Source organism: Brevundimonas sp. SL130 (assembly GCF_026625805.1).
In the GTDB taxonomy this organism is placed as follows: domain Bacteria; phylum Pseudomonadota; class Alphaproteobacteria; order Caulobacterales; family Caulobacteraceae; genus Brevundimonas.
In genome coordinates this window covers 2,181,946-2,200,439 of the sequence record NZ_CP113064.1, presented here as the reverse complement: position 1 = coordinate 2,200,439, position 18,494 = coordinate 2,181,946, and the positions used below count along the sequence as shown (strand labels likewise).

Here is an 18,494-nt window from a genome sequence, read left to right as displayed (position 1 = left end):
CATGACCGACGTGACCAATACCGAAGCCGCCACCGGTTTCGACGCCCTGAAGGGCCTGAGCTCTTCGGTCGAGAACGACGCCCCCGTCTATGTCCAGAAGCTGGACGCCCAGGGCCGCGCCTATTCGACCGGCAAGCGCAAGAACGCCATCGCTCGCGTTTGGGTTAAACCCGGCACCGGCAAGATCACCGTCAACGGCAAGGACCAGGAGCAATATTTCGCTCGCCCCGTGCTGCGCATGATGATCGCCCAGCCCCTGACCGTTTCGGACCGCGCCACCCAGTATGACGTGATCTGCACCGTCGAAGGTTCGGGTCTGTCCGGCCAGGCCGGCGCCATCCGCCACGGCCTGTCGCACGCCCTGACGCATTTCGAACCGGAACTGCGCAAGGTCCTGAAGCCCCACGGCTTCCTGACCCGCGACAGCCGCGTCGTTGAGCGCAAGAAGTACGGCCGGGCCAAGGCTCGCCGTTCCTTCCAGTTCTCGAAGCGCTAATCGCGTTCACGCGGTTTGGATTTGGGGCGCTTCGGGGAGACCCGGAGCGCCCTTTTTCTTGTGGCTGCGCACACGAAAAGGTGAAGTTGGAAAGCGGTTCGGGCGCGTTGTTTTTTCAGTGAACCGTCTGACTCTGCGGGAAGAACGTCAGCTTTTTCCATGAGTCTCGTCGGTTGACAGGAGCGCGTTGCGAAGGCCCCATACCCCTTAGGGATTACATCAGTTCGCTAATGCGGAGATGTGCCCGGTGTCCAAAAGTCGCAAACCGTCTGAGAGACCGTTGCATTCGGTTTCCATCAAAGTGCTTGGCCTGAGCATCGACGGCGAAGGCTGGGCAGGGGTGATGGCCGTACCCGTCGTCCTTCTGATCATATGCTTGGCAGGCGTGACCTTAGGAAACGGTGCAGCATGGCTTGCCCGATTGTCCACACAGTCCAACGCCATTACTGAAAACGCCCCGGCAGCGACCGGAGTGAAGGATTGAGTAGTTGACCCACACCATCTTCATCGACGGCGAAGCCGGCACCACGGGGCTTGAGATCCGCGAGCGGCTGGAGGCGCGCTCGGATCTGGAACTGATCCTGCTGGGCGACCGTCGGCGCGACGTTGAGGCGCGACGCGAGGCCTTGAACAGCGCCGACGCAGTGATCCTGTGCCTGCCGGACGACGCGGCGCGCGAGGCGGTGGCCATGGTCGAGAATCCGTCGGTCAAGGTGATCGACGCCTCGACCGCCTATCGGGTCGCACCCGGCTGGGCCTATGGGTTTCCCGAGATGGACGCAGGCCAGCGCGATCTGATCGCCCGGTCGCAGTTCGTGTCCAATCCCGGCTGCTATCCGACGGGCTTCATCGGCCTGATGCGGCCTCTGGTGAAGGCGGGCCTGGTCCCGGCCAGCCATCCGGTCACGGTCAATGCGGTCTCGGGCTATTCCGGCGGCGGCAAGGCCATGATCGCTGAGTTCGAGGCAGAAGGCGCTGCGACCGCCTATCGCGCCTATGGCCTGTCGCTGAAGCACAAGCACGTGCCGGAAATGACGAAACACACGGGGCTGAGCCGCGAGGTGCTGTTCGCCCCCGCGGTGGGGAATTACCGCCAAGGCATGCTGGTCGAGATTCCGCTGCACCTCGCCGCTCTGCCGGAGACGCCTTCGGTCGAGCGTATCCACGGCGCCCTGGTCGAGGCCTATGACGGCCAGAGATTCGTCGAGGTGGTCGATCTGGACGAGACCGAGGCGATGGCCGGTCTGGAGCCCGAGGGGCTGAACGGCACCAACCGCCTGCGTCTGCACGTCTTCGGCGACCGATCCGGCGAGCAGGTGCGGCTGGTCGCGCTGCTGGACAATCTGGGCAAGGGCGCGTCCGGGGCGGCTGTGCAGAACCTGAACATCATGCTGGGACTGGACGAGGCCGCCGGTCTGATCTGATGTCGGGCGGGCGAGAAACCTTTTCGCGCCCGCCGTCGTACTGGATGTCATGACCCAGTCCCTGATCCTGAACCGCCGGGGCCTTTTGACGGGTGCCGGCGTGTTCGCACTGTCCGCCTGTTCTCCCGAACCTGTCGAGGCAGGGGAGGGCCAGTACGCCGCGTCTCCCTACCGCCGGATGTCAGAGGCGGAGTGGCGACGCAGGTTGGGCGACGCCGCCTGGAGCGTCATGCGGCGCGAGGGGACGGAGCGTCCGTACACCAGCCCGCTGAACGACGAACACCGACGCGGCGCCTTCGTCTGCAAGGGATGCGACCTGCCGCTGTTCCGTTCGAGCTGGAAGTTCGATTCCCACACCGGTTGGCCCAGCTTCTATCAAATCATGGCCGACAACATCGGCCGCAAGCGCGACTTCGCCATCGGCATTCCCCGCACCGAATACCACTGCGCCCGCTGCCTGGGGCACCAGGGGCATGTGTTCAATGATGGGCCGAGGCCGACGGGGCTGCGCTATTGCAACAATGGCGTCGCCTTGAAGTTCGTGCCCGCCTAGCGCCGGTTGGCGCGAAGAGCAGAATCTAACGTGACGCCGAACCAGACCGCCGCGATGATAATCAGCAGGCCGTAGTCGTGGCCGGGCAGGAAGACCGGAGCGACCGCTGCGGCGATGACCAGCAGGGGAAACAGACCGGCCCAGACAGCGGTCGATGGCGTGGCCGCGCTGATCATCGCCCGCGGCTCCGGCCGGTTCATCACCCGCGCCATCCAGCCGTTCAGGGCGACGAACAGGACCGTACAGACCACGGCGCTGATCACGTATTTGGCCGTATTGCCTGGCTCGCCGAACATGGCCGCCGTCATGACCAAAAGCACCAGGGCGACGCCTGTGCTGGCGGCCAGCAGAATATTGGGTTCGATACGGTTCAAGACTTCACTTTCACATAGAGACCCGGCGCCGGCGCCAGGGGAGCGAGCGGACCCTTAGCAGGGTCCCGCGCCGGAATCCTGTCGCCGGATCGGGTGTGCAGCCAGTCCGCCCAATGTTCCCACCAACTGCCCCGATGCTCGGCCGCGCCGGCCTGCCATTCGGCCAAGCTGGCTGGCAAGGTCGGGTTGGTCCAGTGCTGGTACTTCTGGGCCGCAGGGGCGTTGATGACCCCGGCGATATGACCGGATCCCGCCAGGGTGAAGGTCACGTCCTGGCTGCCGAACAGCTTTGCCGAGCGATAGACCGAATTCATCGGCGCGATGTGATCTTCGCGGCTGGCCTGGAAATAAAGCGGGATTTTCACCTTCGACAGATCCGCCGTCAGACCGCCAATCTCGAAGACGCCGCGCGCCAGGGCGTTGGCGCCGTACATCTGGCGCAGATAGGCCAGGTGCAGGGTCTTGGGCATGCGGGTCTGGTCAGCGTTCCAGAACAGCAGGTCGAAGGCGGGGGGATCCTTGCCCAGCAGATAGTTGCTGATGAAAAACGACCAGATCAGGTCATTGGAGCGCAGGGCGTTGAAGGTTTCGGCCATGGCGGCGCCGGGAAGGACCCCGCCGGCCGCGTCCATCTGGCGTTCGATCTCGGCGATCCAGTGCTCGTCGGTGAAGAGCAGCAGGTCGCCCGCCTCGGCGAAGTCGTGCTGAGCGGCGAAGAAGGTGGCGGCGGCGACGCGAGGATCGCCTTTGGCCGCCATGTGAGCCAGGCCGGCGCCGAGCAGGGTGCCGCCGATACAATAGCCGACGGCGTTCAACTGAGCCGTGCCCGACTGTTCCAGGGTCTTTTCAACGGCGCGATAGACGCCCTTTTCCAAGTAATCGTCGAAGCCGAAACCGGCCTTGTCCAGGTCCGGATTGACCCATGAGCAGACGAAGACCGTGAAGCCCTGAGCCGACAGCCAGCGGATCAGCGAGTTGGTCGGCTGAAGGTCCAGGATGTAAAACTTGTTGATCCAGGGCGGGAAGATCAGCAGCGGGATCTCATGCTGGGTCTCGGTCGTCGGCGCGTACTGGATCAGTTCGAACAGTTCGTCGCGCCAAACGACCTGACCCGGGGCGGTGGCGATGTTCTCGCCGACAACGAACTTGCCATAGTCGGCCTGACTGATGCGCAGCGACCCATGGCCGCGCTCCAGATCGGCGGCGAAGTTTTGCATTCCCTTCACCAATGATTCGCCGCTGGTCTCCGCCAGAGCCTTCAGCGCCACGGGGTTGGAGGCCAAAAAATTCGAGGGCGAGAAGGCGTCGGTCAGCAGACGGGTGAAGAATTGGGCCCTGCGCTTGACCGCCGGATCGACGTCCTCGACGCCTGCGATCAGACCGTTCATCCAGTCCGAGGTCAGCAGATAGGACCGGCGCATCATGTCGAACATCGGATTGTCCGACCATGCCGGGTCCTTGAACCGCTTATCGGCGGGAGCATCAGGCAGGGGTTCGCCGGCCGCCTGACGGACTGTGCCGGTCCAAAGGTCCATGTATCGGCTGAACAGGTCCGCCTGGGCCTTAAACAGTTTCTCCGGGCGGGAGGCCAAACTGCTCATGACCGAAGTCATGGCGGGGGCGACGTTAAATGGATCTGGCGATAAGGCCGCGGGGCTGTCCGCCTGAGCCAGAGCGGCTTCGGCGAGGGCGCCCTGGGCCATCATGGCGGCCTTGGCCAGGTTCATGGACAGGGTTTCGAGCAGTTGGGCTTGCTCGGCTCCGGGAAGGGGAGCGCCCGCAGGTTCTGCGGCTCTCTCCACAGCCGGATCCTCGGTGCGCGCAGTGGTCGATTCGGTTGCGGGCGCCTGCGTGTGGGGCGGAGTCTTTGGACGCGGCGGTCGCGGCTTTGCGGAAGTGGGACGGCCGGGCCTGCGCGGGGTTTTGACCACAACAGGATCTAGCGGCGCCGTTGGCTCAGGCCGGTTGGCTGAGACGACAGGCGTGGCCTTCTTGGGCTTGCCTTTGGGGGAAGACTCTCCACCGGCTTCCGTCTTGGGAGCTTTTTTCTTCGGAGCTTGGGCCATGGATTTCCTTCGCCTTCCTAAATGCGGAGGACCGGTTCGACGCCTCGCCCTTCCGCACGGAGCGATGATGGCATAAGACCGACCCCGACATGAACGCGCACTTTCGAAAAAGAACGAGGCTGAAGGCTTCGTGGCTCGGTCTGGCGACGCTGTCGGCGTCGCTGGGGGCTTGCGCGCCTTCGTTCGCGCCCAGAACCGATCCGACGTCGCCCATCGCGCCGCGTGTCCAGGCGCTGGTAGACGCCAATCGCCATTATCCCAGCTGGGAGAACTTCCCCGCCGCTCCAGCGGACCTGCCTGAAGCGACCCAGGTCGCCGCCCAGGTGGGGGCGCTGGAGAGCCAGGGCGGAGCCCTGGGAGGCGAAGTTTCACGGATCGACTGGACGCTGGGGGACGCGGAAGTCCTGGCGGCCGAGACCCGCGCCCAGGTCGAAGCCGTTCCGGTGTCGCCCGATTCCGCCCGGACCCAGGCCGAGATTGACGCCTTCGCCCAAGGCCTGCGCGACCGCGCCAAGGCGCCGCCACCCGTTGATCGGCGTCCGGTTGAATGAGTCGGTCGCCGGGGATCGAGAATCCCCGGATGATGCGCCGATGGCGGACGACGGCGGTTTCAAGATCGACAGCGCATTCCTGGGGGTGACCCAGTCCCTGTCTGGCCGCGCCTGGCGTCAGCGACCGGCCGAGCCGGCGACCATACGGGCCCATATGCAGGGTCTGGGACTGGAAGAGCCGTTGGCGCGCGCCTTGGCGTCGCGCGGGGTGCGCGCCGACCAGGGCGCCGATTTTCTGACGCCGACCCTGCGCGCTCTGTTCCCCGATCCGTCCAGCTTCATGGACATGGACGCGGCGGCGGGCGCAATCCTCGACGCCTTCCAGGCCAGCGCCAGGGTCCATGTCTTCGCGGACTATGATGTGGACGGCGCCGCCAGCGCCGCCCTGCTGGTGCGTTGGTTCCGAACCATGGGTGCGGATCTGCCCATCTATGTCCCCGACCGATTGACCGAGGGCTATGGCCCCAGCGCCAGAGCCTTCGACAGTCTGAAGGCGGCCGGCGCCGATCTGGTGGTCACGGTCGATTGCGGCGCGGCCGCCAATGAGGCCTTGGCCCATGCGGCGGCCATCGATCTGAAGGTCGTTGTGATCGATCACCATCTGATGCGCAGCGAACCGCCCAAGGCATTGGCGGTCGTCAATCCGAACCGACCCGGCTGCAACTCGGGGCAGGGAAATCTGGCGGCTGCGGGCGTGGTTTTCGTACTGCTCGCGGCGCTGAACCGTGAGGCGCGGCGTCGCAACCTGTTCGCCGAGCGACCCGAACCCGACATTCGTCAATGGCTGGATCTGGCGGCGCTAGGGGCCATCTGTGACGTGACGGCTCTAACCGGGTTCAACCGCGCCCTGACGGGGTTAGGGTTGAAAGTCATGAGCGACTGGAAGAACCCCGGCCTGCGCGCCCTTCTAGCCGCAGCCGGCGCCGAGGAGGGGCCGGCCAAGAGCAATCACGCTGGCTTCATCCTGGGCCCGCGCATCAACGCCGGCGGACGGATCGGTCGTTCCGATCTTGGCGCGCGCCTGCTGTCGACCGACGACCCGGTCGAGGCTCAGGCCTTGGCCCTCGAACTGGACGCTCTGAATCTGTCGCGTCGCGAGGTCGAGCGCGCTGTGACAGAGGCGGCTGTCCGTCGGGTCGAGGCGACCGGCGCCCACGCTGACGATTCGGCCTTGGTCGTGGTGGCGGGCGAGGATTGGCACCCAGGCGTGGTCGGCATCGTGGCCGGCCGTTTGCGCGAACGTTGGCGCAAGCCGGTGATCGTTGTCGGGATCGACCCGGTGACCGGGCTGGGCAAGGGCTCCGGCCGGTCGCAGCCGGGCATGAACCTGGGGCGCGCCATTCAGGCGGCGTGGGAGGCGGGAATTCTGCTGGCCGGCGGAGGCCACGCCATGGCGGCTGGCCTGACGATGGACGGCGCGCGACTGGCTGAGCTGACCGAATTCCTGAACACGAGCTTGGCCGACGAAAGGGTCGAGGCGGTGGCGATGGACGCCCTGGACGTCGATGCCCTGATCGACCCGGGCGCAGCGACCCGCGCCTTGTTCGAGTCGTTCGAGCAACTGGCGCCCTTTGGTCCGGCCAATCCGGAGCCGGTGTTCGCCCTGAACGGCGTGCAGGCGCGAGAGCCGGTGCAGATGAACGGCGGCCATGTCCGCTGTCGTCTGGTCGGACCAGACGGCGCATCTGTGCGGGCCATCGCCTGGCGCTGTGCGGATCTATCGACCGGACAAGCCCTGTTGAGCGGGCAGGGGGGCTTGAATGTCGTGGGTCGTCTGAAGGCGGATGACTGGAATGGCCGACGGGGCGTGCAGTTCGAGATCGAAGACGTCGCCGATCCCCGCCGGGTTTGAACGGCGTTGCGACCAATGGAGGCGTCGCAAAAAACTCGAAATCCGCGCTTGCACCCGTCCAAGGGCGCGGCTATATCGCCGGCTCTCCCGCGCAGCGGTCCCTTCGTCTATCGGTTAGGACGTCAGGTTTTCAACCTGAAAAGAGGGGTTCGACTCCCCTAGGGACTGCCACGCGGGATGATGACAGGCCGAGCCGAAAGGCCGCCTGTATCGCCAAATACCTCTCTTCTTCTTATGTTGCAGGGCCCCGCTAGGCGATGGTGGTGGCGTTCGCGCGACACAACTGCAACGTTTCTGCTGAGAGGTGCAACTTTCTACACCCCTTTGCGGATTTTGGCCTTTCCAAAGATTCACGGAACAGTGTTAAACGTAACCTGTTGTCCGTTAGAGGAGCGGACGGGGGTGTAAACTTGTCTGATTTCGATGGGATGGAAACGGCGGAGACCGTTCGTGTCGTCGGTCGCGTGAAATGGTTTGATCCGGCGAAGGGCTATGGCTTCATCGTTCCGGACGATCCGACGCTGACCGAACTGCGTGACGTTCTGCTGCACATTAGCAGTCTGCGTGATACCGGCCGTGATACGGCTGATGAAGGCGCGCCGATAACCTGTGCCTGCGTGAAGCGCGCCAAGGGCTGGCAGGCGGTCGAGATTCACGAACTCGGCGCTGGCGAGGCCAGCGTGATCGCCCGTCGTCCGACGCCCGTCGTCGCTCCGGATACGCCTTATCCTGACGCGGATGGAACGCTGGAATCCGCCGTCGTCAAATGGTTCAACCGGACCAAGGGCTACGGATTTGTCGTGCGCGACCGTGAACCTGGCGATATCTTCGTCCATATCGAAACCCTGCGTCGTTGCGGTCTTGACGATCTCGTGCCGGGCGATGCTGTTCAGGTGCGGTTCGCCAGTGGTCCGAAAGGCCTGGTGGTCGCTGAAATCAGACCGGGCGGCTGATCAGGCCGCCCAAGGATGGGCGCATGATCAAAGTGACGAAACGTTTCCTTGTGGCGGGCTTCGCCGTGCTGGCGCTTAGCGGCTGCGCGGCCAAGGCACCGGAAGGTCCGAATGGAGAGGCGTTGCAGCAGCTCGCCGTGGTCACGACCTCCGGCGAGCACACATTCTGGGTCGAGATCGCCGACGAAGAGCCCGAGCGTCAGCGCGGCCTTATGTTCCGGCCGCCGCTGGAGGCTGACCGCGGCATGTTGTTCCAGTGGCCGGGCGAGGCGCCGCGTGAGCAGAGCTTCTGGATGCGCAACACGCCCAGTTCGCTCGACATCCTCTATATCGACCCGCAGGGGCGAATCGTCTCGATCGCATCGCACGCCACGCCCTTTTCCGAATCGCCCATTCCCTCGAACGGGGCCGCCAACGGCGTGCTGGAACTGCGCGCCGGCCGTGCGGAAGAGATCGGAGCCCGGCCCGGCGACAAGGTTTTGCATGCTTATTTCAAGCCTTGATTGCGGATCGCGTCGCGAAGTGCCAATAGAGCGCTCCGTTCGGTCCGGGGTGTAGCGCAGCCTGGTAGCGCATCTGGTTTGGGACCAGAGGGTCGGAGGTTCGAATCCTCTCGCCCCGACCAATGGACGGCCGCTGGATTCCGTGTCCAGCGCGCGTTATGGCAGGTCCTCTGGACCTGCCGATCACTAGGGATTTCGCCATGCTCGCCCGCATCTACCGCCCCGCCAAGACCGCGATGCAGTCCGGCAAGGGCAAGAGCCGCGACTGGCGACTTGAGTTCGAGCCGGCCTCGGCCCGAACGATCGACCCGCTGATGGGCTGGACCAGCTCGTCGGACATGAAGGGTCAGGTCCGTCTGGCCTTTGATTCGAAGGAAGAAGCCGTCGCCTATGCCGAGCGTCACGGCATCCCGTTCCGCCTGCACGAGCCGAACGAGGCCCCGACGATCATCAAGACCTATGCCGACAATTTCGCCACCAATCGCAAACAGCCCTGGACGCACTGACGCCCGGCTCGTTGCCGAGCGCCCTTAGCTCAACCGGATAGAGCACCCGCCTTCTAAGCGGACGGTTGCAGGTTCGAGTCCTGCAGGGCGCGCCACGATTCGACGGGGCTGCTGAAGGCTACGCCATGACCGAATCCACTTCCTCGAATGTCGGCCAGATCCGCGTCGCGGCCCTTTACCGATTCGCCCTGATCGCAGGCGTCGGCGTGGCGCAGGCGCGTTTGCAGGCTGTCTGTGAGGGCGGTGGGGTGAAGGGGACGTTGCTGGTTGCAGCTGAAGGGCTGAACGGCACCATAGCGGGACCTGAAGCGGGTGTTGAAGCCGTCTTGGCCGAGGTGCGCGCCATGGCCGGCTTCGCCGATCTGGACGTGAAATACGCCTGGACCGGCGAGATGCCGTTTTTGAGGATGAAGGTCCGGATCAAGCGCGAGATCGTCACCATGGGCCAACCGGATCTGGATCCGGCCAGGCAGGCTGGCGTCTATGTCGCGCCGCAGGACTGGAACGCTCTGATCGCCGATCCGACCACCCTGGTGATCGACACTCGCAACGACTACGAGGGCGAGATCGGCGCCTTTGAAGGCGCGGTGCAGCCGAACACCCGCAGCTTCCGGGACTTCCCCCACTGGTTCCGCACCGAGGGGCGCGCCCTGTTGGACGAGAGACAGCCCAAACGCGTCGCCATGTACTGCACCGGCGGCATTCGCTGCGAGAAGTCGACGGCCTTTCTGAAGGCCGAGGGGGTGGAGAATGTCCATCACCTCGAGGGGGGGATCCTGCGGTATCTGGAAGAAGTCGAGCCGGGCGACAGCCTGTGGCAGGGCGACTGTTTCGTCTTCGACGAGCGGGTTTCAGTCGGTCATGGGCTGGTTCAGGGCGATCACACCCTGTGCCGGGGATGTCGCATGCCTTTGGACGCCCAGGGGCGGGCCTCTCCCCACTTTATCGAGGGCGTCTGCTGCGACCGCTGCCGCGACACCCGCGACGACGCCCAGCGGCTCCGCTACGCTGAGCGGCAGAGGCAGATCGAACTGGCTCGCCGGCGCGGCGAGACCCACCTGGGCCGCAACGATTCGGCCTGAAGCCTATTTGGCCGGCTGCTGATAGACCACGCGGCAGTCGCCATCGACGGTCGTGTAGCGGTTGTTGGCGGCGTCCACGAAAGAGATGCGGCCGCCGTCGTCATATTCGACCTTGCCGGTGGACCGCCCCTTGAAGTTCTCGACCCCATAGGTCCAGCAGGTGATATCCGCCGGCGTGTCGCCCCAGGTCGCGTCGTTGCGCGCGCGTTTGCTGTCAGTGCAGGCGACGGTCGTCGCGACCAGCGTAAGGGCGAGGGCGACTTTAGAGAAGCTGTTCATCCGAACAGGCTCGCATGATCGCAGCGCCGGCGAAAGCGGTGTCTGATCCTCCCTCGTTTCAGTGGACACCCATGCTAGCTTTTCGGAGCTGGAGAGGAGTGTCTGCCCCGGGACGCCGAAGCCGCCGGACATGATCGTCATCCCGTCGAACCGTATGCCTTTCAGCGCAGCCTTGGGGGAGGGGCAGAACTCGTTGATCATCAGCGGGCCTCGAGGGGCAGGCCGACATAGTTCTCGGCCAGGACGGCTTGAGCGGCGGCTGATTGCCGCAGATAGTCGAGCTCCGCGATCTGGAGGCGGCGGTCGAGGTCCGAGGTGTCGGGGAAGCGGTGGGTCAAGGATGTGAACCACCACGAGAAGCGCTCCGCCTTCCACACACGCCTGAGCGCCTGGTCGGAGTAGTGGTCGAGCGCGACGGTGTCGTCCCTGAGACAGGCGTCGATCAGTCCGCGCGCCAGGATGACGACATCGGAAGCAGCCAGGTTCAGCCCCTTGGCGCCGGTGGGCGGCACGATGTGGGCGGCGTCGCCGGCGAGGAACAGCCGTCCCCAGCGCATCGGCTCGGCGACGAAACTCCTCAGCGGGGCGATGGATTTCTCGATGGACGGGCCCCGCACCAGGTTGCGGGAGTCGTCGCCGAGCCGGATCGCCAGCTCATCGTAAAAGCGGTCGTCGCTCCAATCCTCGACACGATCCGCGATCGGGCATTGCACATAATAGCGGCTGCGGGTCGGTGAACGCATGCTGGCCAAGGCGAAGCCGCGCCTATGGTTGGCGTAGATCAGTTCGTGATCGACGGGCGGCGCCTCGGCGATGATGCCGAGCCATCCAAACGGATAGACCTTCTCAAATGTCCGCAGCACCGTGGCGGGGATCGAGGCGCGGCTGACGCCGTGATAGCCGTCGCATCCGGCGACATAGTCGCATCTCAGCGTATGGGTCTGGTCGTCCTTGCGCCAGCGCACGACAGGCCGGTCCGTGTCCAGATCCGACAGGGCCACGTCCTCGGCGTTGAACACGATGGAGACGTCGTGATCCGGGGCGGCGTCGAAGAGGTCTTTCATGACCTCCTGCTGGCCATAGACCATCACGGTCCGGCCGCCGGTCGCGGCGGCGAAGTCGATGCGGAAGGACTGGCCGTCCGCCGAAAGGCGCGTTCCGCCGTGAACAAGACCTTCGCGTCTGAGGCGTTGGTCGAGGCCGAGTTCCGCCAGAAGATCGACCGTGACCTGTTCGAGCACGCCGGCGCGGACGCGGCCTTCGACATAGTCTCGGTCTCGTCGTTCGATCACGAGACAATCGACGCCCGCGCGTCGCAGCTTGTGAGCGAGCAACAGGCCGGCGGGCCCCGCGCCGATGATGGCGACCTGGGTGCGGTGGTCCAATGATGCCTCCCTTATGATTGCCGACAGACTGACGACGTCGCTGGAAAGAGGCGATGGACGGACTGACCTGAAAATGGCATTTTTGGATCATGCAAAAGGCGCCTGACCCTGGTCCCTTTCCCCGGTACGGCCTCTACGGAGAGATCGGCGCCGATGTAGAGCCTTTACATGTAGAGACCCTGGCGTCGCGGAGCCGCCCCAACCGTTGGCGGATCCTGCCGCATCGGCACGGGGATCTCCTCCAGATTCTCTGGGTGCAGTCGGGCGGCGGGCGCATGACCCTAGACGCCGATGTCTTCACGCTCTCGCCTGGCCTGCTGGTCGCCATACCGGCGGGCGCAGTGCATGGTTTCGAATTCGAGGAAGGAAGCGACGGCTTCGTGCTGATGGTGTCGGGGGATTTCCTTGCGGTGCATGGCGGAGGCGTCGCCCAGCCTGTGGTCGCCGTGCCGTCTCGCGCCGACGCACTGGACGCCGCCTTCGCCGCCTTGCTGGAGGCCTTCGGCGGCGCGTCGGCGGGGCGGGGGGCGGCCTTGGCCGGTTGGGCCCTGGTTGTGCTGTCCCATGTGGCGTGCGGCGGCCCAGCGGCGCGAACGGTCGTCACGACTGCGGTCCGGGTGGTCCAGTCCTACCGCGCCGCTGTGGAGCGTCGCCTTGCGGATCCCGGCTCGGTTCAGGCCTTGGCCAAGGAGGTCGGGGTTGCGCGATCGACTCTGGTGCGCGCCTGTATGGAGGTGGTCGGGCGGACGCCGCTGCAGCTCATCCATGATCGCCAGATGCTGGAGGCGCGGCGGCTCCTGGCCTATTCGACCCTGTCCGTCGCCGAGGTCGGCTACCAGCTGGGGTTCGCCGACCCTTCATATTTCTCACGCTTCTTCCTGCGTTGCGCCGGAATTTCACCGCTTGATTGGCGGCAGCGGCAGGTGCGGCCGTAGCCCATCGGCGGGGCCGGTAGCTGAGGGCTTGTTCGCCATTTTATCGATGCGCGCGCCGTAAGGGTTGGCGGAAACTGGCGTCGCTGACACTCTTCTCCTGAAGCTGGCGGACAGATCGGCTAAAGGTGAAAGGAATGGCATTTTTGGACTGGCTGAATCCGTTTGCACCCTGTGGGATGTCGACGGGCGTTGCGGGCAGAGAGGCCAAGGTGGTCGCCGCCCATATCTGCCCGGTCACCTACCTCTACTGGGACATCGAGCTCGAACCCTCGGGTTTCCCGATGTTTCCCAAGTGCCTGTTTTGATGGCGTAAACTGGGCAAAGGGCGATGGCTCGGGATGACCGCCTTATCCTCCGATTTGCTCCCAAGTGGTGACCATGTGGTCACCAAAATGGGCGTTCAAAACCCGCTGTGGCGGGACGGAGGCGAAATGTCTGGTGACCATACGGTGACCACGAAATTGACCAAACGGGCCGTAGACGCCCTGGTGGCGGGCCCAGAGCGGTATTTTGTGTGGGATATCGAGTTGAAAGGGTTGAACCGCATAGAAATCATGTTTGGACGCCTGAAAGACTGGCGACGGGTCGCAACCCGCTACGATCGCTGCCCAACCGTCTTCCTGTCCGCCATAGCCCTCGCCGCAACCGTGCTCTTCTGGCTATGAGTCCTGAGCCCAAGCCTCTTGCCTGTGGAACGCCTTGCAACGTTTCAAGTGCGAATACCCGGAGCCATACGCCTGTCTGCGGATCACGGGTATGCCGGGGCCGCTGAAGCCGTTTCCCGGCGACAGCGCGGGTAGAATCGCTTCGCTCGAACGACAGCGATCTCGCCGAGCAGGGCTTTGGCCAGGCGAAATGAACACGCCTGAACCGTCCTGAAACGGCGTCTCAATCGTTATCCGGTAGGCGGGCTGTTAGGTGGGTGTGAGGAAAATCTTCCAATTTTCGCAATAAAATCAACGCTATTGGCGGAAGCGGTGGGATTCGAACCCACGGACGGCTTTCACCGTCGCTGGTTTTCAAGACCAGTGCCTTAAACCACTCGGCCACACTTCCTTGCCGGATCGCCCGGTCGGGCGGACGCCATAGCAGGGGAAGGGGGCGTTAACCAAAGCGGAAATGTCTTCGGTCATCCTCTTTTTTGGACGATTGTGACGAGGCGTACCGATGCGAGTTGGACAATGGGTGCGGAGCGGCCTGACTTTGGGGCTGTTCTCGTTGCTGGCAGCCTGTTCGACATTGGGCGCCGGGCGAGGCGGCGGGGCTGTGCCGGTGGTCAAGGATCCGGCGCCGATCGTGTCGGGGACGATGCGGCCCTATCAGGTGCGCGGGCGGTGGTACACGCCCAAGGAACAGCCGGACTATGAGGAGGTCGGCATGGCCTCCTGGTATGGCGACGCCTTCAACGGGCGGCCGACCTCGACCGGCGAGCGGTTCGACATGAGCCAGCTGACGGCGGCGCACAAGACCTTGCCTCTGCCGGGTCTGGTGGAAGTCACCAATCTGGAGAACGGACGGCGGATCATCGTGCGGGTCAATGATCGCGGGCCGTTCGTCGATGGTCGGATCATCGATCTGTCGCGGGGGGCGGCGCAGGAGCTGGATATGCTGCGGCAAGGCGTGGGCCGGGTGCGGGTTCGCTACCTTGGGCGAGCGCCAAGGCTGGGCGGAGGGACGGTGCTGAGGGCGGAAGCGCCGCCGCCTTCGGCGCAATCCACCACGGCTAGGCCGTATCAGCCCGCGCCACCGACTGCGCCCATCGAAGCGACGGCGTTGGTGAGCGGAAGCGGCTCCTATTGGGTGCAGGCCGGGTCGTTTTCGGATCAGGCGGCGGCGCGGCGAATCGCTGGGCGACTGGGCGCGCGGGCGACCGTGGACGCCAGCAGCGGCGGATATCGGGTTCTGGTCGGGCCCTGGATCGACGCCAATGCGGCGGAAGCGGCCCGTCAGGCGGTCGTGGCGCGCGGATATGCGGACGCTCTGTTGATATCCGGCGGCTAAGGCTTGCCTCCCGCGCCGCGGTCGCCATTGTGCGCCCGTGACCCGTGGAAAATTCATAAGCTTCGAAGGCGGCGAGGGGGCCGGCAAGTCGACTCAGGTCGGGCGGCTGGTCGAACGGCTGCAATCCGTGCTGGGCGATCGCCAGGTGGTGCGGACGCGCGAACCGGGCGGGTCGAAGGGGGCGGAGGTGATCCGCAACCTGGTGGTGGCCACCGACGCCGAGCCCTGGTCGGCCATGACCGAGACCCTGCTGATGTACGCCTCGCGCTCCGACCATCTGGAGCGGACCATTCGGCCGGCTTTGGAAGCCGGCGACTGGGTGGTGTGCGACCGGTTCGCCGACTCAAGCCGGGCTTATCAGGGCGCGGGCGGCGGGGTGGCCCAGAGCTTTATCGAACAGATCGATGCGGGCGTGGTCGGGACCGATCAGCCGGACCTGACCCTGGTGTTCGACCTGCCGGTCGAGGTGGGGCTGGAGCGGGCGTTCGGGCGCGGCCTGTTCGAGACCCGGTTCGAGTCCAAGGGGCTGGAGTTCCATAAGCGACTGCGCGAGGGCTTTCTGAGGATCGTCGAGGCCCATCCGGAGCGGTGTGTGCTGATCGACGCCGTGGGATCGCTGGACGAGGTCGAGGCGCGGGTTTGGCGGGCGGTTCAGGACCGGCTGCTGTGAGCGACGATCATCCCCGCGACCGGTTCGATCTGGTCCCTGATGCGGCGGCGGAAGCGGCCTTTCTGGACGCCTGGGAGCGGGGGCGGCTGCACCATGCCTGGCTGTTGTGCGGGGTCGAGGGGACGGGCAAGGCGACCTTCGCCTATCGCGCGGCGCGGCGGCTGCTGGGGGCGGCGGCCGATCCGGCGCGCGGGCCGTTGGGCGCGCGGCGCGAGGATCCGGTCAGCCGGCTGATCTCGGCCCAGTCCCATCCCGACCTGCTGGTGCTGGAGCGGCTGGTCGAGGGCGGAAAGACCAAGAAGTCGATCTCGGTCGATCAGTCGCGCGACCTGCCCGAGTTCTTCTCCAAGAGCCCGTCCCAGGCCCAGCACCGGGTGGCCATCATCGATGCGGCCGACGACCTGAACATCAATGCGGCCAACGCCTTGCTGAAGGTTCTGGAGGAGCCGCCCGAGCGGGGCGTGCTGTTCCTGGTCACCCACGCGCCGGGGCGGCTGCTGGCCACGATCCGGTCGCGCTGCCGGCGGCTGAGCTTCCCCATCTGGACGCCGGAGCGGCTGGAGACCCTGGTGCGGAACCGCACGGGGGCGGAGCCGGAGGAGGCCGAGCACGCGGCGGCCATGGCGGGCGGATCGCCGGGCGCGGCCCTGGCCCTGGCGTCGGGGGCGACCTTCGAGATGGACCAGCTGGCGCGGCGCTGGGTCGAGGGGGATGTGGACCGGGCCGAGGCCCTGGCCGTCGCCGACAAGTTCCGGGGCGCGGAAGGCCAGGAGCGGTTTGAGACCCTGATGGACCGGCTGATCGCGGCGGTGCGGATGCGGGCCTTGAGCAGTCCGGCCGGCGCAGGCAACCGGTGGGCCGAGCTGTGGGAGCGGCTGCAGCCCTTGCCGGAGCGGGCGGCAGGGCTGAACCTGGACAAGGCCGATGTGCTGGCCGGGGCGCTGGCGGACTTGAAGCGGGTCCAGGCCCAGCAGGCGCGGATGGGCTGATGCTGATCGACAGTCATGTGAACCTGCACGCGCCCCAGTTCGACGAGGACCGGGACGACGTGATCGCCCGGGCGCGCGAGGCCGGGGTCGGCCTGATGGTCGAGATCTCCGACAAGCTGACCACCTTTGAGGCGACCCATGGGATCGCCATGGCCAACGACGACATCTGGTGCACGGTCGGGGTCCATCCGCACGAGGCCAAGGATGCGGCGGATCTGACGGCGGCGACCCTGATCGAGCTGGCGCAGCGGCCCAAGGTGGTGGGGATCGGCGAGTGCGGTCTGGACTTCCACTATGACTTCAGCCCGCGCGAGATCCAGGCGGCGGTGTTCCGACAGCATGTGGCGGCGGCGCGGGAGACCGGTCTGCCGCTGGTGATCCATACCCGCGAGGCGGATGAGGTCATGGGGGCGATCCTGAAGGAGGAGCACGCCGCCGGGCCGTTCAAGATGCTGATGCACTGCTACACCAGCGGGGCGGAACTGGCGGGAATCGCTGCGGAACTTGGGGCCTGGTTCTCGGTTTCAGGCATCGCCACCTTCAAGGCGGCCGAGGATGTGCGGGCGGTGATCCGGGACATGCCGGCCGAGCGTATAATCGTCGAGACCGACTGCCCCTATCTGGCGCCCATCCCGCATCGGGGGCGGCGCAACGAGCCGGCCTATATCAGCCATGTGCTGGACAAGCTGGCCGAGATCCGGGGCTGGAGCGCCGAGGAGGCGGACCTGAGAACCACCGAGGCCTTCTTCGGCCTCTTTGACCGGATACCGAGATCGGCATGAGTTTCGAAGTCGTCATCCTGGGCAGCGGATCCTCGGGCGGGGTGCCGCGGGGCGACGGCGACTGGGGCGTGTGCGACCCGGCCGAGCCGAGGAACCGGCGCACGCGCTGCTCGATGCTGGCGCGGAAGACCGGGCCGGAGGGGATGACCAACATCCTGATCGACACCTCGCCGGACCTGCGCGAACAGATGCTGGCCAGCGAGACCCGGCATGTGGACGCCGTCCTCTATACCCACGACCATGCGGACCAGACCCACGGGATCGACGATCTGCGGACCTTCGCGACGCGGGCGCGCAAGCGGATCCCGGCCTGGATGGATGAGGCGACCCTGACGTCCCTGTCGCACCGGTTCGACTATATCTTCGAGAGCAAGTTCGGCTATCCGCCGCTGCTGGACGCCCAGGTCATTCCGCCCCACGGGACGGACTGGTCGGTGGAGGGGCCGGGGGGCGCGATCCCGGTCGTGACCTTCGATCAGGGGCACGGGCCGATCCGGTCGGTCGGCTATCGGCTGGGCGACATGGTCTATTCCAGCGACGTGTCGGACCTGGACGAGGCGGCGATCCGTGCGGTGGCGGGTTGCCAGGTCTGGATCGTCGACGCCCTGCGCTACACCCCCCATCCGACCCATGCCCATCTGGACCGGACGCTGGAGTGGATTGCGGCGGCGGATGTCGAGCGGGCCGTGCTGACGAACCTGCATATCGACATGGATTACAAGGAACTGTCGGCGATTGTTCCGGCCAATGTCGAGGTCGGGTTCGACGGCTGGCGCTGCATGATCGGCTGAGTTTTGGCAGGCCTGTCGTAAAAACAGGGTGACAAACCGCCAAATGCGCCATGGGCGACGGCTGCGGCTTTATGATCGGCTGAGGCCGGTCGGTTTGGCGCGAAAACAGGGTGACAACCGTGCCAAAGGCGCCAAACGCGCCAGGGGCGACGACTGTGGCGTTGATGGGGAGCGGACGGCGCAGGCGGACTGCGGCGCGCGCCCGATGTCAAAGACCGGACGACGAGGCTAGCACAGTCTCGGGGGCGTGGTTGGTCGATGGCCGTTCGGGCGCGTTAGGGCGTTGAAATGATTAGCGTCAT

General features: G+C 65.5%; 21 protein-coding genes, 4 tRNA genes and 1 pseudogene. 21 read left to right on the top strand and 5 right to left on the bottom strand.

Annotated features, from left to right (window positions below):
- Position 1: 1 nt before the first annotated feature.
- The 4 genes from rpsI to msrB all read left to right on the top strand — a co-directional run bounded on the left by rpsI (position 2) and on the right by msrB (position 2,473).
- The gene (gene rpsI / locus OU998_RS10810) at positions 2 to 496 is read left to right on the top strand and encodes a 30S ribosomal protein S9 (protein WP_183195297.1); all 495 of its coding nucleotides are present in this window, start codon (positions 2 to 4) and stop codon (positions 494 to 496) included.
- A gap of 280 nt (positions 497 to 776) precedes the next feature.
- On the top strand, positions 777 to 980 hold the full coding sequence (locus OU998_RS10805; protein WP_267513472.1) for a hypothetical protein: 204 nt from the start codon (positions 777 to 779) through the stop codon (positions 978 to 980).
- 4 nt (positions 981 to 984) lie between these two features.
- A complete protein-coding gene (argC, locus tag OU998_RS10800; RefSeq protein ID WP_267513470.1) occupies positions 985 to 1,920 on the top strand; it encodes an N-acetyl-gamma-glutamyl-phosphate reductase in 936 nt (311 codons plus the stop codon).
- Between the two features lie 49 nt (positions 1,921 to 1,969).
- Positions 1,970 to 2,473 (top strand): peptide-methionine (R)-S-oxide reductase MsrB, encoded by a 504-nt coding sequence (msrB, locus tag OU998_RS10795; protein WP_267513468.1) that lies wholly within the window; start codon positions 1,970 to 1,972, stop codon positions 2,471 to 2,473.
- On the opposite strand, the gene OU998_RS10790 is transcribed toward msrB, so the two are convergent.
- Together OU998_RS10790 and phaC are read right to left on the bottom strand one after the other, a co-directional pair.
- Positions 2,470 to 2,847: a hypothetical protein gene (locus tag OU998_RS10790; protein ID WP_267513466.1), complete on the bottom strand. Its 378-nt coding sequence runs from the start codon at positions 2,845 to 2,847 to the stop codon at positions 2,470 to 2,472. The two genes, msrB and OU998_RS10790, sit on opposite strands and share 4 nt — an antisense overlap.
- Positions 2,844 to 4,574, bottom strand: coding sequence for a class I poly(R)-hydroxyalkanoic acid synthase (phaC, locus tag OU998_RS10785; RefSeq protein ID WP_267513465.1), 1,731 nt, complete (start codon positions 4,572 to 4,574; stop codon positions 2,844 to 2,846). The genes OU998_RS10790 and phaC overlap by 4 nt, the downstream gene beginning before the upstream one ends.
- Positions 4,575 to 5,002: 428 nt before the next feature.
- Here phaC and OU998_RS10780 point away from each other — a divergent pair, with 428 nt between their 5' ends.
- The 9 genes from OU998_RS10780 (at position 5,003) to OU998_RS10740 (ending at position 10,360) form a co-directional block, all read left to right on the top strand.
- A complete protein-coding gene (locus tag OU998_RS10780; protein WP_267513463.1) occupies positions 5,003 to 5,464 on the top strand; it encodes a hypothetical protein in 462 nt (153 codons plus the stop codon).
- Positions 5,465 to 5,504: 40 nt separating this feature from the next.
- A complete protein-coding gene (gene recJ, locus OU998_RS10775) occupies positions 5,505 to 7,316 on the top strand; it encodes a single-stranded-DNA-specific exonuclease RecJ (protein ID WP_267513462.1) in 1,812 nt (603 codons plus the stop codon).
- 96 nt (positions 7,317 to 7,412) lie between these two features.
- Positions 7,413 to 7,487: transfer RNA gene (locus OU998_RS10770), tRNA-Glu, on the top strand.
- Positions 7,488 to 7,744: 257 nt separating this feature from the next.
- Complete coding sequence (locus tag OU998_RS10765) at positions 7,745 to 8,269, top strand: cold-shock protein (protein ID WP_267516774.1); 525 nt, start codon at positions 7,745 to 7,747, stop codon at positions 8,267 to 8,269.
- A 23-nt stretch (positions 8,270 to 8,292) separates the two neighbouring features.
- Complete coding sequence (locus OU998_RS10760) at positions 8,293 to 8,772, top strand: DUF192 domain-containing protein (RefSeq protein ID WP_267513460.1); 480 nt, start codon at positions 8,293 to 8,295, stop codon at positions 8,770 to 8,772.
- Between the two features lie 45 nt (positions 8,773 to 8,817).
- Positions 8,818 to 8,894: transfer RNA gene (locus OU998_RS10755), tRNA-Pro, on the top strand.
- 78 nt (positions 8,895 to 8,972) lie between these two features.
- Positions 8,973 to 9,278 carry an ETC complex I subunit gene (locus OU998_RS10750; RefSeq protein ID WP_267513458.1) on the top strand — a complete coding sequence of 102 codons (306 nt, stop codon included), beginning with the start codon at positions 8,973 to 8,975 and terminating at the stop codon, positions 9,276 to 9,278.
- Positions 9,279 to 9,296: 18 nt separating this feature from the next.
- Positions 9,297 to 9,373, top strand: a tRNA-Arg gene (locus OU998_RS10745).
- Positions 9,374 to 9,403: 30 nt separating this feature from the next.
- The gene (locus tag OU998_RS10740) at positions 9,404 to 10,360 is read left to right on the top strand and encodes a rhodanese-related sulfurtransferase (protein WP_267513456.1); all 957 of its coding nucleotides are present in this window, start codon (positions 9,404 to 9,406) and stop codon (positions 10,358 to 10,360) included.
- A 3-nt stretch (positions 10,361 to 10,363) separates the two neighbouring features.
- Here the strand turns inward: OU998_RS10740 and OU998_RS10735 are convergent, their stop codons facing one another.
- Positions 10,364 to 10,840, bottom strand: coding sequence for a hypothetical protein (locus OU998_RS10735; protein WP_267513454.1), 477 nt, complete (start codon positions 10,838 to 10,840; stop codon positions 10,364 to 10,366).
- Positions 10,840 to 12,024, bottom strand: coding sequence for a 4-hydroxybenzoate 3-monooxygenase (gene pobA, locus OU998_RS10730; protein WP_267513453.1), 1,185 nt, complete (start codon positions 12,022 to 12,024; stop codon positions 10,840 to 10,842). The genes OU998_RS10735 and pobA overlap by 1 nt, the downstream gene beginning before the upstream one ends.
- A gap of 89 nt (positions 12,025 to 12,113) precedes the next feature.
- Here pobA and OU998_RS10725 point away from each other — a divergent pair, with 89 nt between their 5' ends.
- From OU998_RS10725 to OU998_RS10715, 3 genes and pseudogenes are all read left to right on the top strand, one after another.
- Positions 12,114 to 12,959, top strand: a complete 846-nt coding sequence (locus tag OU998_RS10725; protein WP_267513451.1) for a helix-turn-helix domain-containing protein — start codon at positions 12,114 to 12,116, stop codon at positions 12,957 to 12,959.
- A 134-nt stretch (positions 12,960 to 13,093) separates the two neighbouring features.
- A complete protein-coding gene (locus OU998_RS10720; RefSeq protein WP_267513449.1) occupies positions 13,094 to 13,264 on the top strand; it encodes a hypothetical protein in 171 nt (56 codons plus the stop codon).
- Positions 13,265 to 13,489: 225 nt separating this feature from the next.
- A pseudogene (locus OU998_RS10715) lies at positions 13,490 to 13,624 on the top strand (transposase); the annotation flags it as partial.
- A 301-nt stretch (positions 13,625 to 13,925) separates the two neighbouring features.
- Here OU998_RS10715 and OU998_RS10710 read toward each other — a convergent pair.
- A tRNA-Ser gene (locus OU998_RS10710) sits at positions 13,926 to 14,015 on the bottom strand.
- A 111-nt stretch (positions 14,016 to 14,126) separates the two neighbouring features.
- Here OU998_RS10710 and OU998_RS10705 point away from each other — a divergent pair.
- The 5 genes from OU998_RS10705 to OU998_RS10685 are packed head-to-tail and all read left to right on the top strand — an operon-like array spanning position 14,127 to position 18,192.
- Positions 14,127 to 14,960 (top strand): septal ring lytic transglycosylase RlpA family protein, encoded by an 834-nt coding sequence (locus tag OU998_RS10705; RefSeq protein ID WP_267513448.1) that lies wholly within the window; start codon positions 14,127 to 14,129, stop codon positions 14,958 to 14,960.
- 37 nt (positions 14,961 to 14,997) lie between these two features.
- Positions 14,998 to 15,630, top strand: coding sequence for a dTMP kinase (tmk, locus tag OU998_RS10700; RefSeq protein WP_267513446.1), 633 nt, complete (start codon positions 14,998 to 15,000; stop codon positions 15,628 to 15,630).
- Positions 15,627 to 16,619: a DNA polymerase III subunit delta' gene (locus tag OU998_RS10695; protein ID WP_267513445.1), complete on the top strand. Its 993-nt coding sequence runs from the start codon at positions 15,627 to 15,629 to the stop codon at positions 16,617 to 16,619. Before tmk ends, OU998_RS10695 begins: the two co-directional genes overlap by 4 nt.
- Complete coding sequence (locus tag OU998_RS10690) at positions 16,619 to 17,401, top strand: TatD family hydrolase (RefSeq protein WP_267513443.1); 783 nt, start codon at positions 16,619 to 16,621, stop codon at positions 17,399 to 17,401. The genes OU998_RS10695 and OU998_RS10690 overlap by 1 nt, the downstream gene beginning before the upstream one ends.
- Positions 17,398 to 18,192, top strand: coding sequence for an MBL fold metallo-hydrolase (locus OU998_RS10685; RefSeq protein ID WP_267513441.1), 795 nt, complete (start codon positions 17,398 to 17,400; stop codon positions 18,190 to 18,192). The genes OU998_RS10690 and OU998_RS10685 overlap by 4 nt, the downstream gene beginning before the upstream one ends.
- The last annotated feature ends 302 nt before the right edge of the window (positions 18,193 to 18,494 follow it).

What these genes read in the sequence shown, in the direction of transcription:
- rpsI (WP_183195297.1), top strand. Translation starts at nt 2, where the DNA reads ATGACCGACGTGACCAATACCGAAGCCGCCACCGGTTTCGACGCCCTG.
- msrB (WP_267513468.1), top strand. Translation starts at nt 1,970, where the DNA reads ATGACCCAGTCCCTGATCCTGAACCGCCGGGGCCTTTTGACGGGTGCC.
- phaC (WP_267513465.1), bottom strand. Translation starts at nt 4,574, where the DNA reads ATGAACCTGGCCAAGGCCGCCATGATGGCCCAGGGCGCCCTCGCCGAA.
- OU998_RS10780 (WP_267513463.1), top strand. Translation starts at nt 5,003, where the DNA reads ATGAACGCGCACTTTCGAAAAAGAACGAGGCTGAAGGCTTCGTGGCTC.
- recJ (WP_267513462.1), top strand. Translation starts at nt 5,505, where the DNA reads ATGGCGGACGACGGCGGTTTCAAGATCGACAGCGCATTCCTGGGGGTG.
- OU998_RS10765 (WP_267516774.1), top strand. Translation starts at nt 7,745, where the DNA reads ATGGAAACGGCGGAGACCGTTCGTGTCGTCGGTCGCGTGAAATGGTTT.
- OU998_RS10760 (WP_267513460.1), top strand. Translation starts at nt 8,293, where the DNA reads ATGATCAAAGTGACGAAACGTTTCCTTGTGGCGGGCTTCGCCGTGCTG.
- OU998_RS10750 (WP_267513458.1), top strand. Translation starts at nt 8,973, where the DNA reads ATGCTCGCCCGCATCTACCGCCCCGCCAAGACCGCGATGCAGTCCGGC.
- OU998_RS10740 (WP_267513456.1), top strand. Translation starts at nt 9,404, where the DNA reads ATGACCGAATCCACTTCCTCGAATGTCGGCCAGATCCGCGTCGCGGCC.
- OU998_RS10735 (WP_267513454.1), bottom strand. Translation starts at nt 10,840, where the DNA reads ATGATCAACGAGTTCTGCCCCTCCCCCAAGGCTGCGCTGAAAGGCATA.
- OU998_RS10725 (WP_267513451.1), top strand. Translation starts at nt 12,114, where the DNA reads ATGCAAAAGGCGCCTGACCCTGGTCCCTTTCCCCGGTACGGCCTCTAC.
- OU998_RS10720 (WP_267513449.1), top strand. Translation starts at nt 13,094, where the DNA reads ATGGCATTTTTGGACTGGCTGAATCCGTTTGCACCCTGTGGGATGTCG.
- OU998_RS10705 (WP_267513448.1), top strand. Translation starts at nt 14,127, where the DNA reads ATGCGAGTTGGACAATGGGTGCGGAGCGGCCTGACTTTGGGGCTGTTC.
- OU998_RS10690 (WP_267513443.1), top strand. Translation starts at nt 16,619, where the DNA reads ATGCTGATCGACAGTCATGTGAACCTGCACGCGCCCCAGTTCGACGAG.
- OU998_RS10685 (WP_267513441.1), top strand. Translation starts at nt 17,398, where the DNA reads ATGAGTTTCGAAGTCGTCATCCTGGGCAGCGGATCCTCGGGCGGGGTG.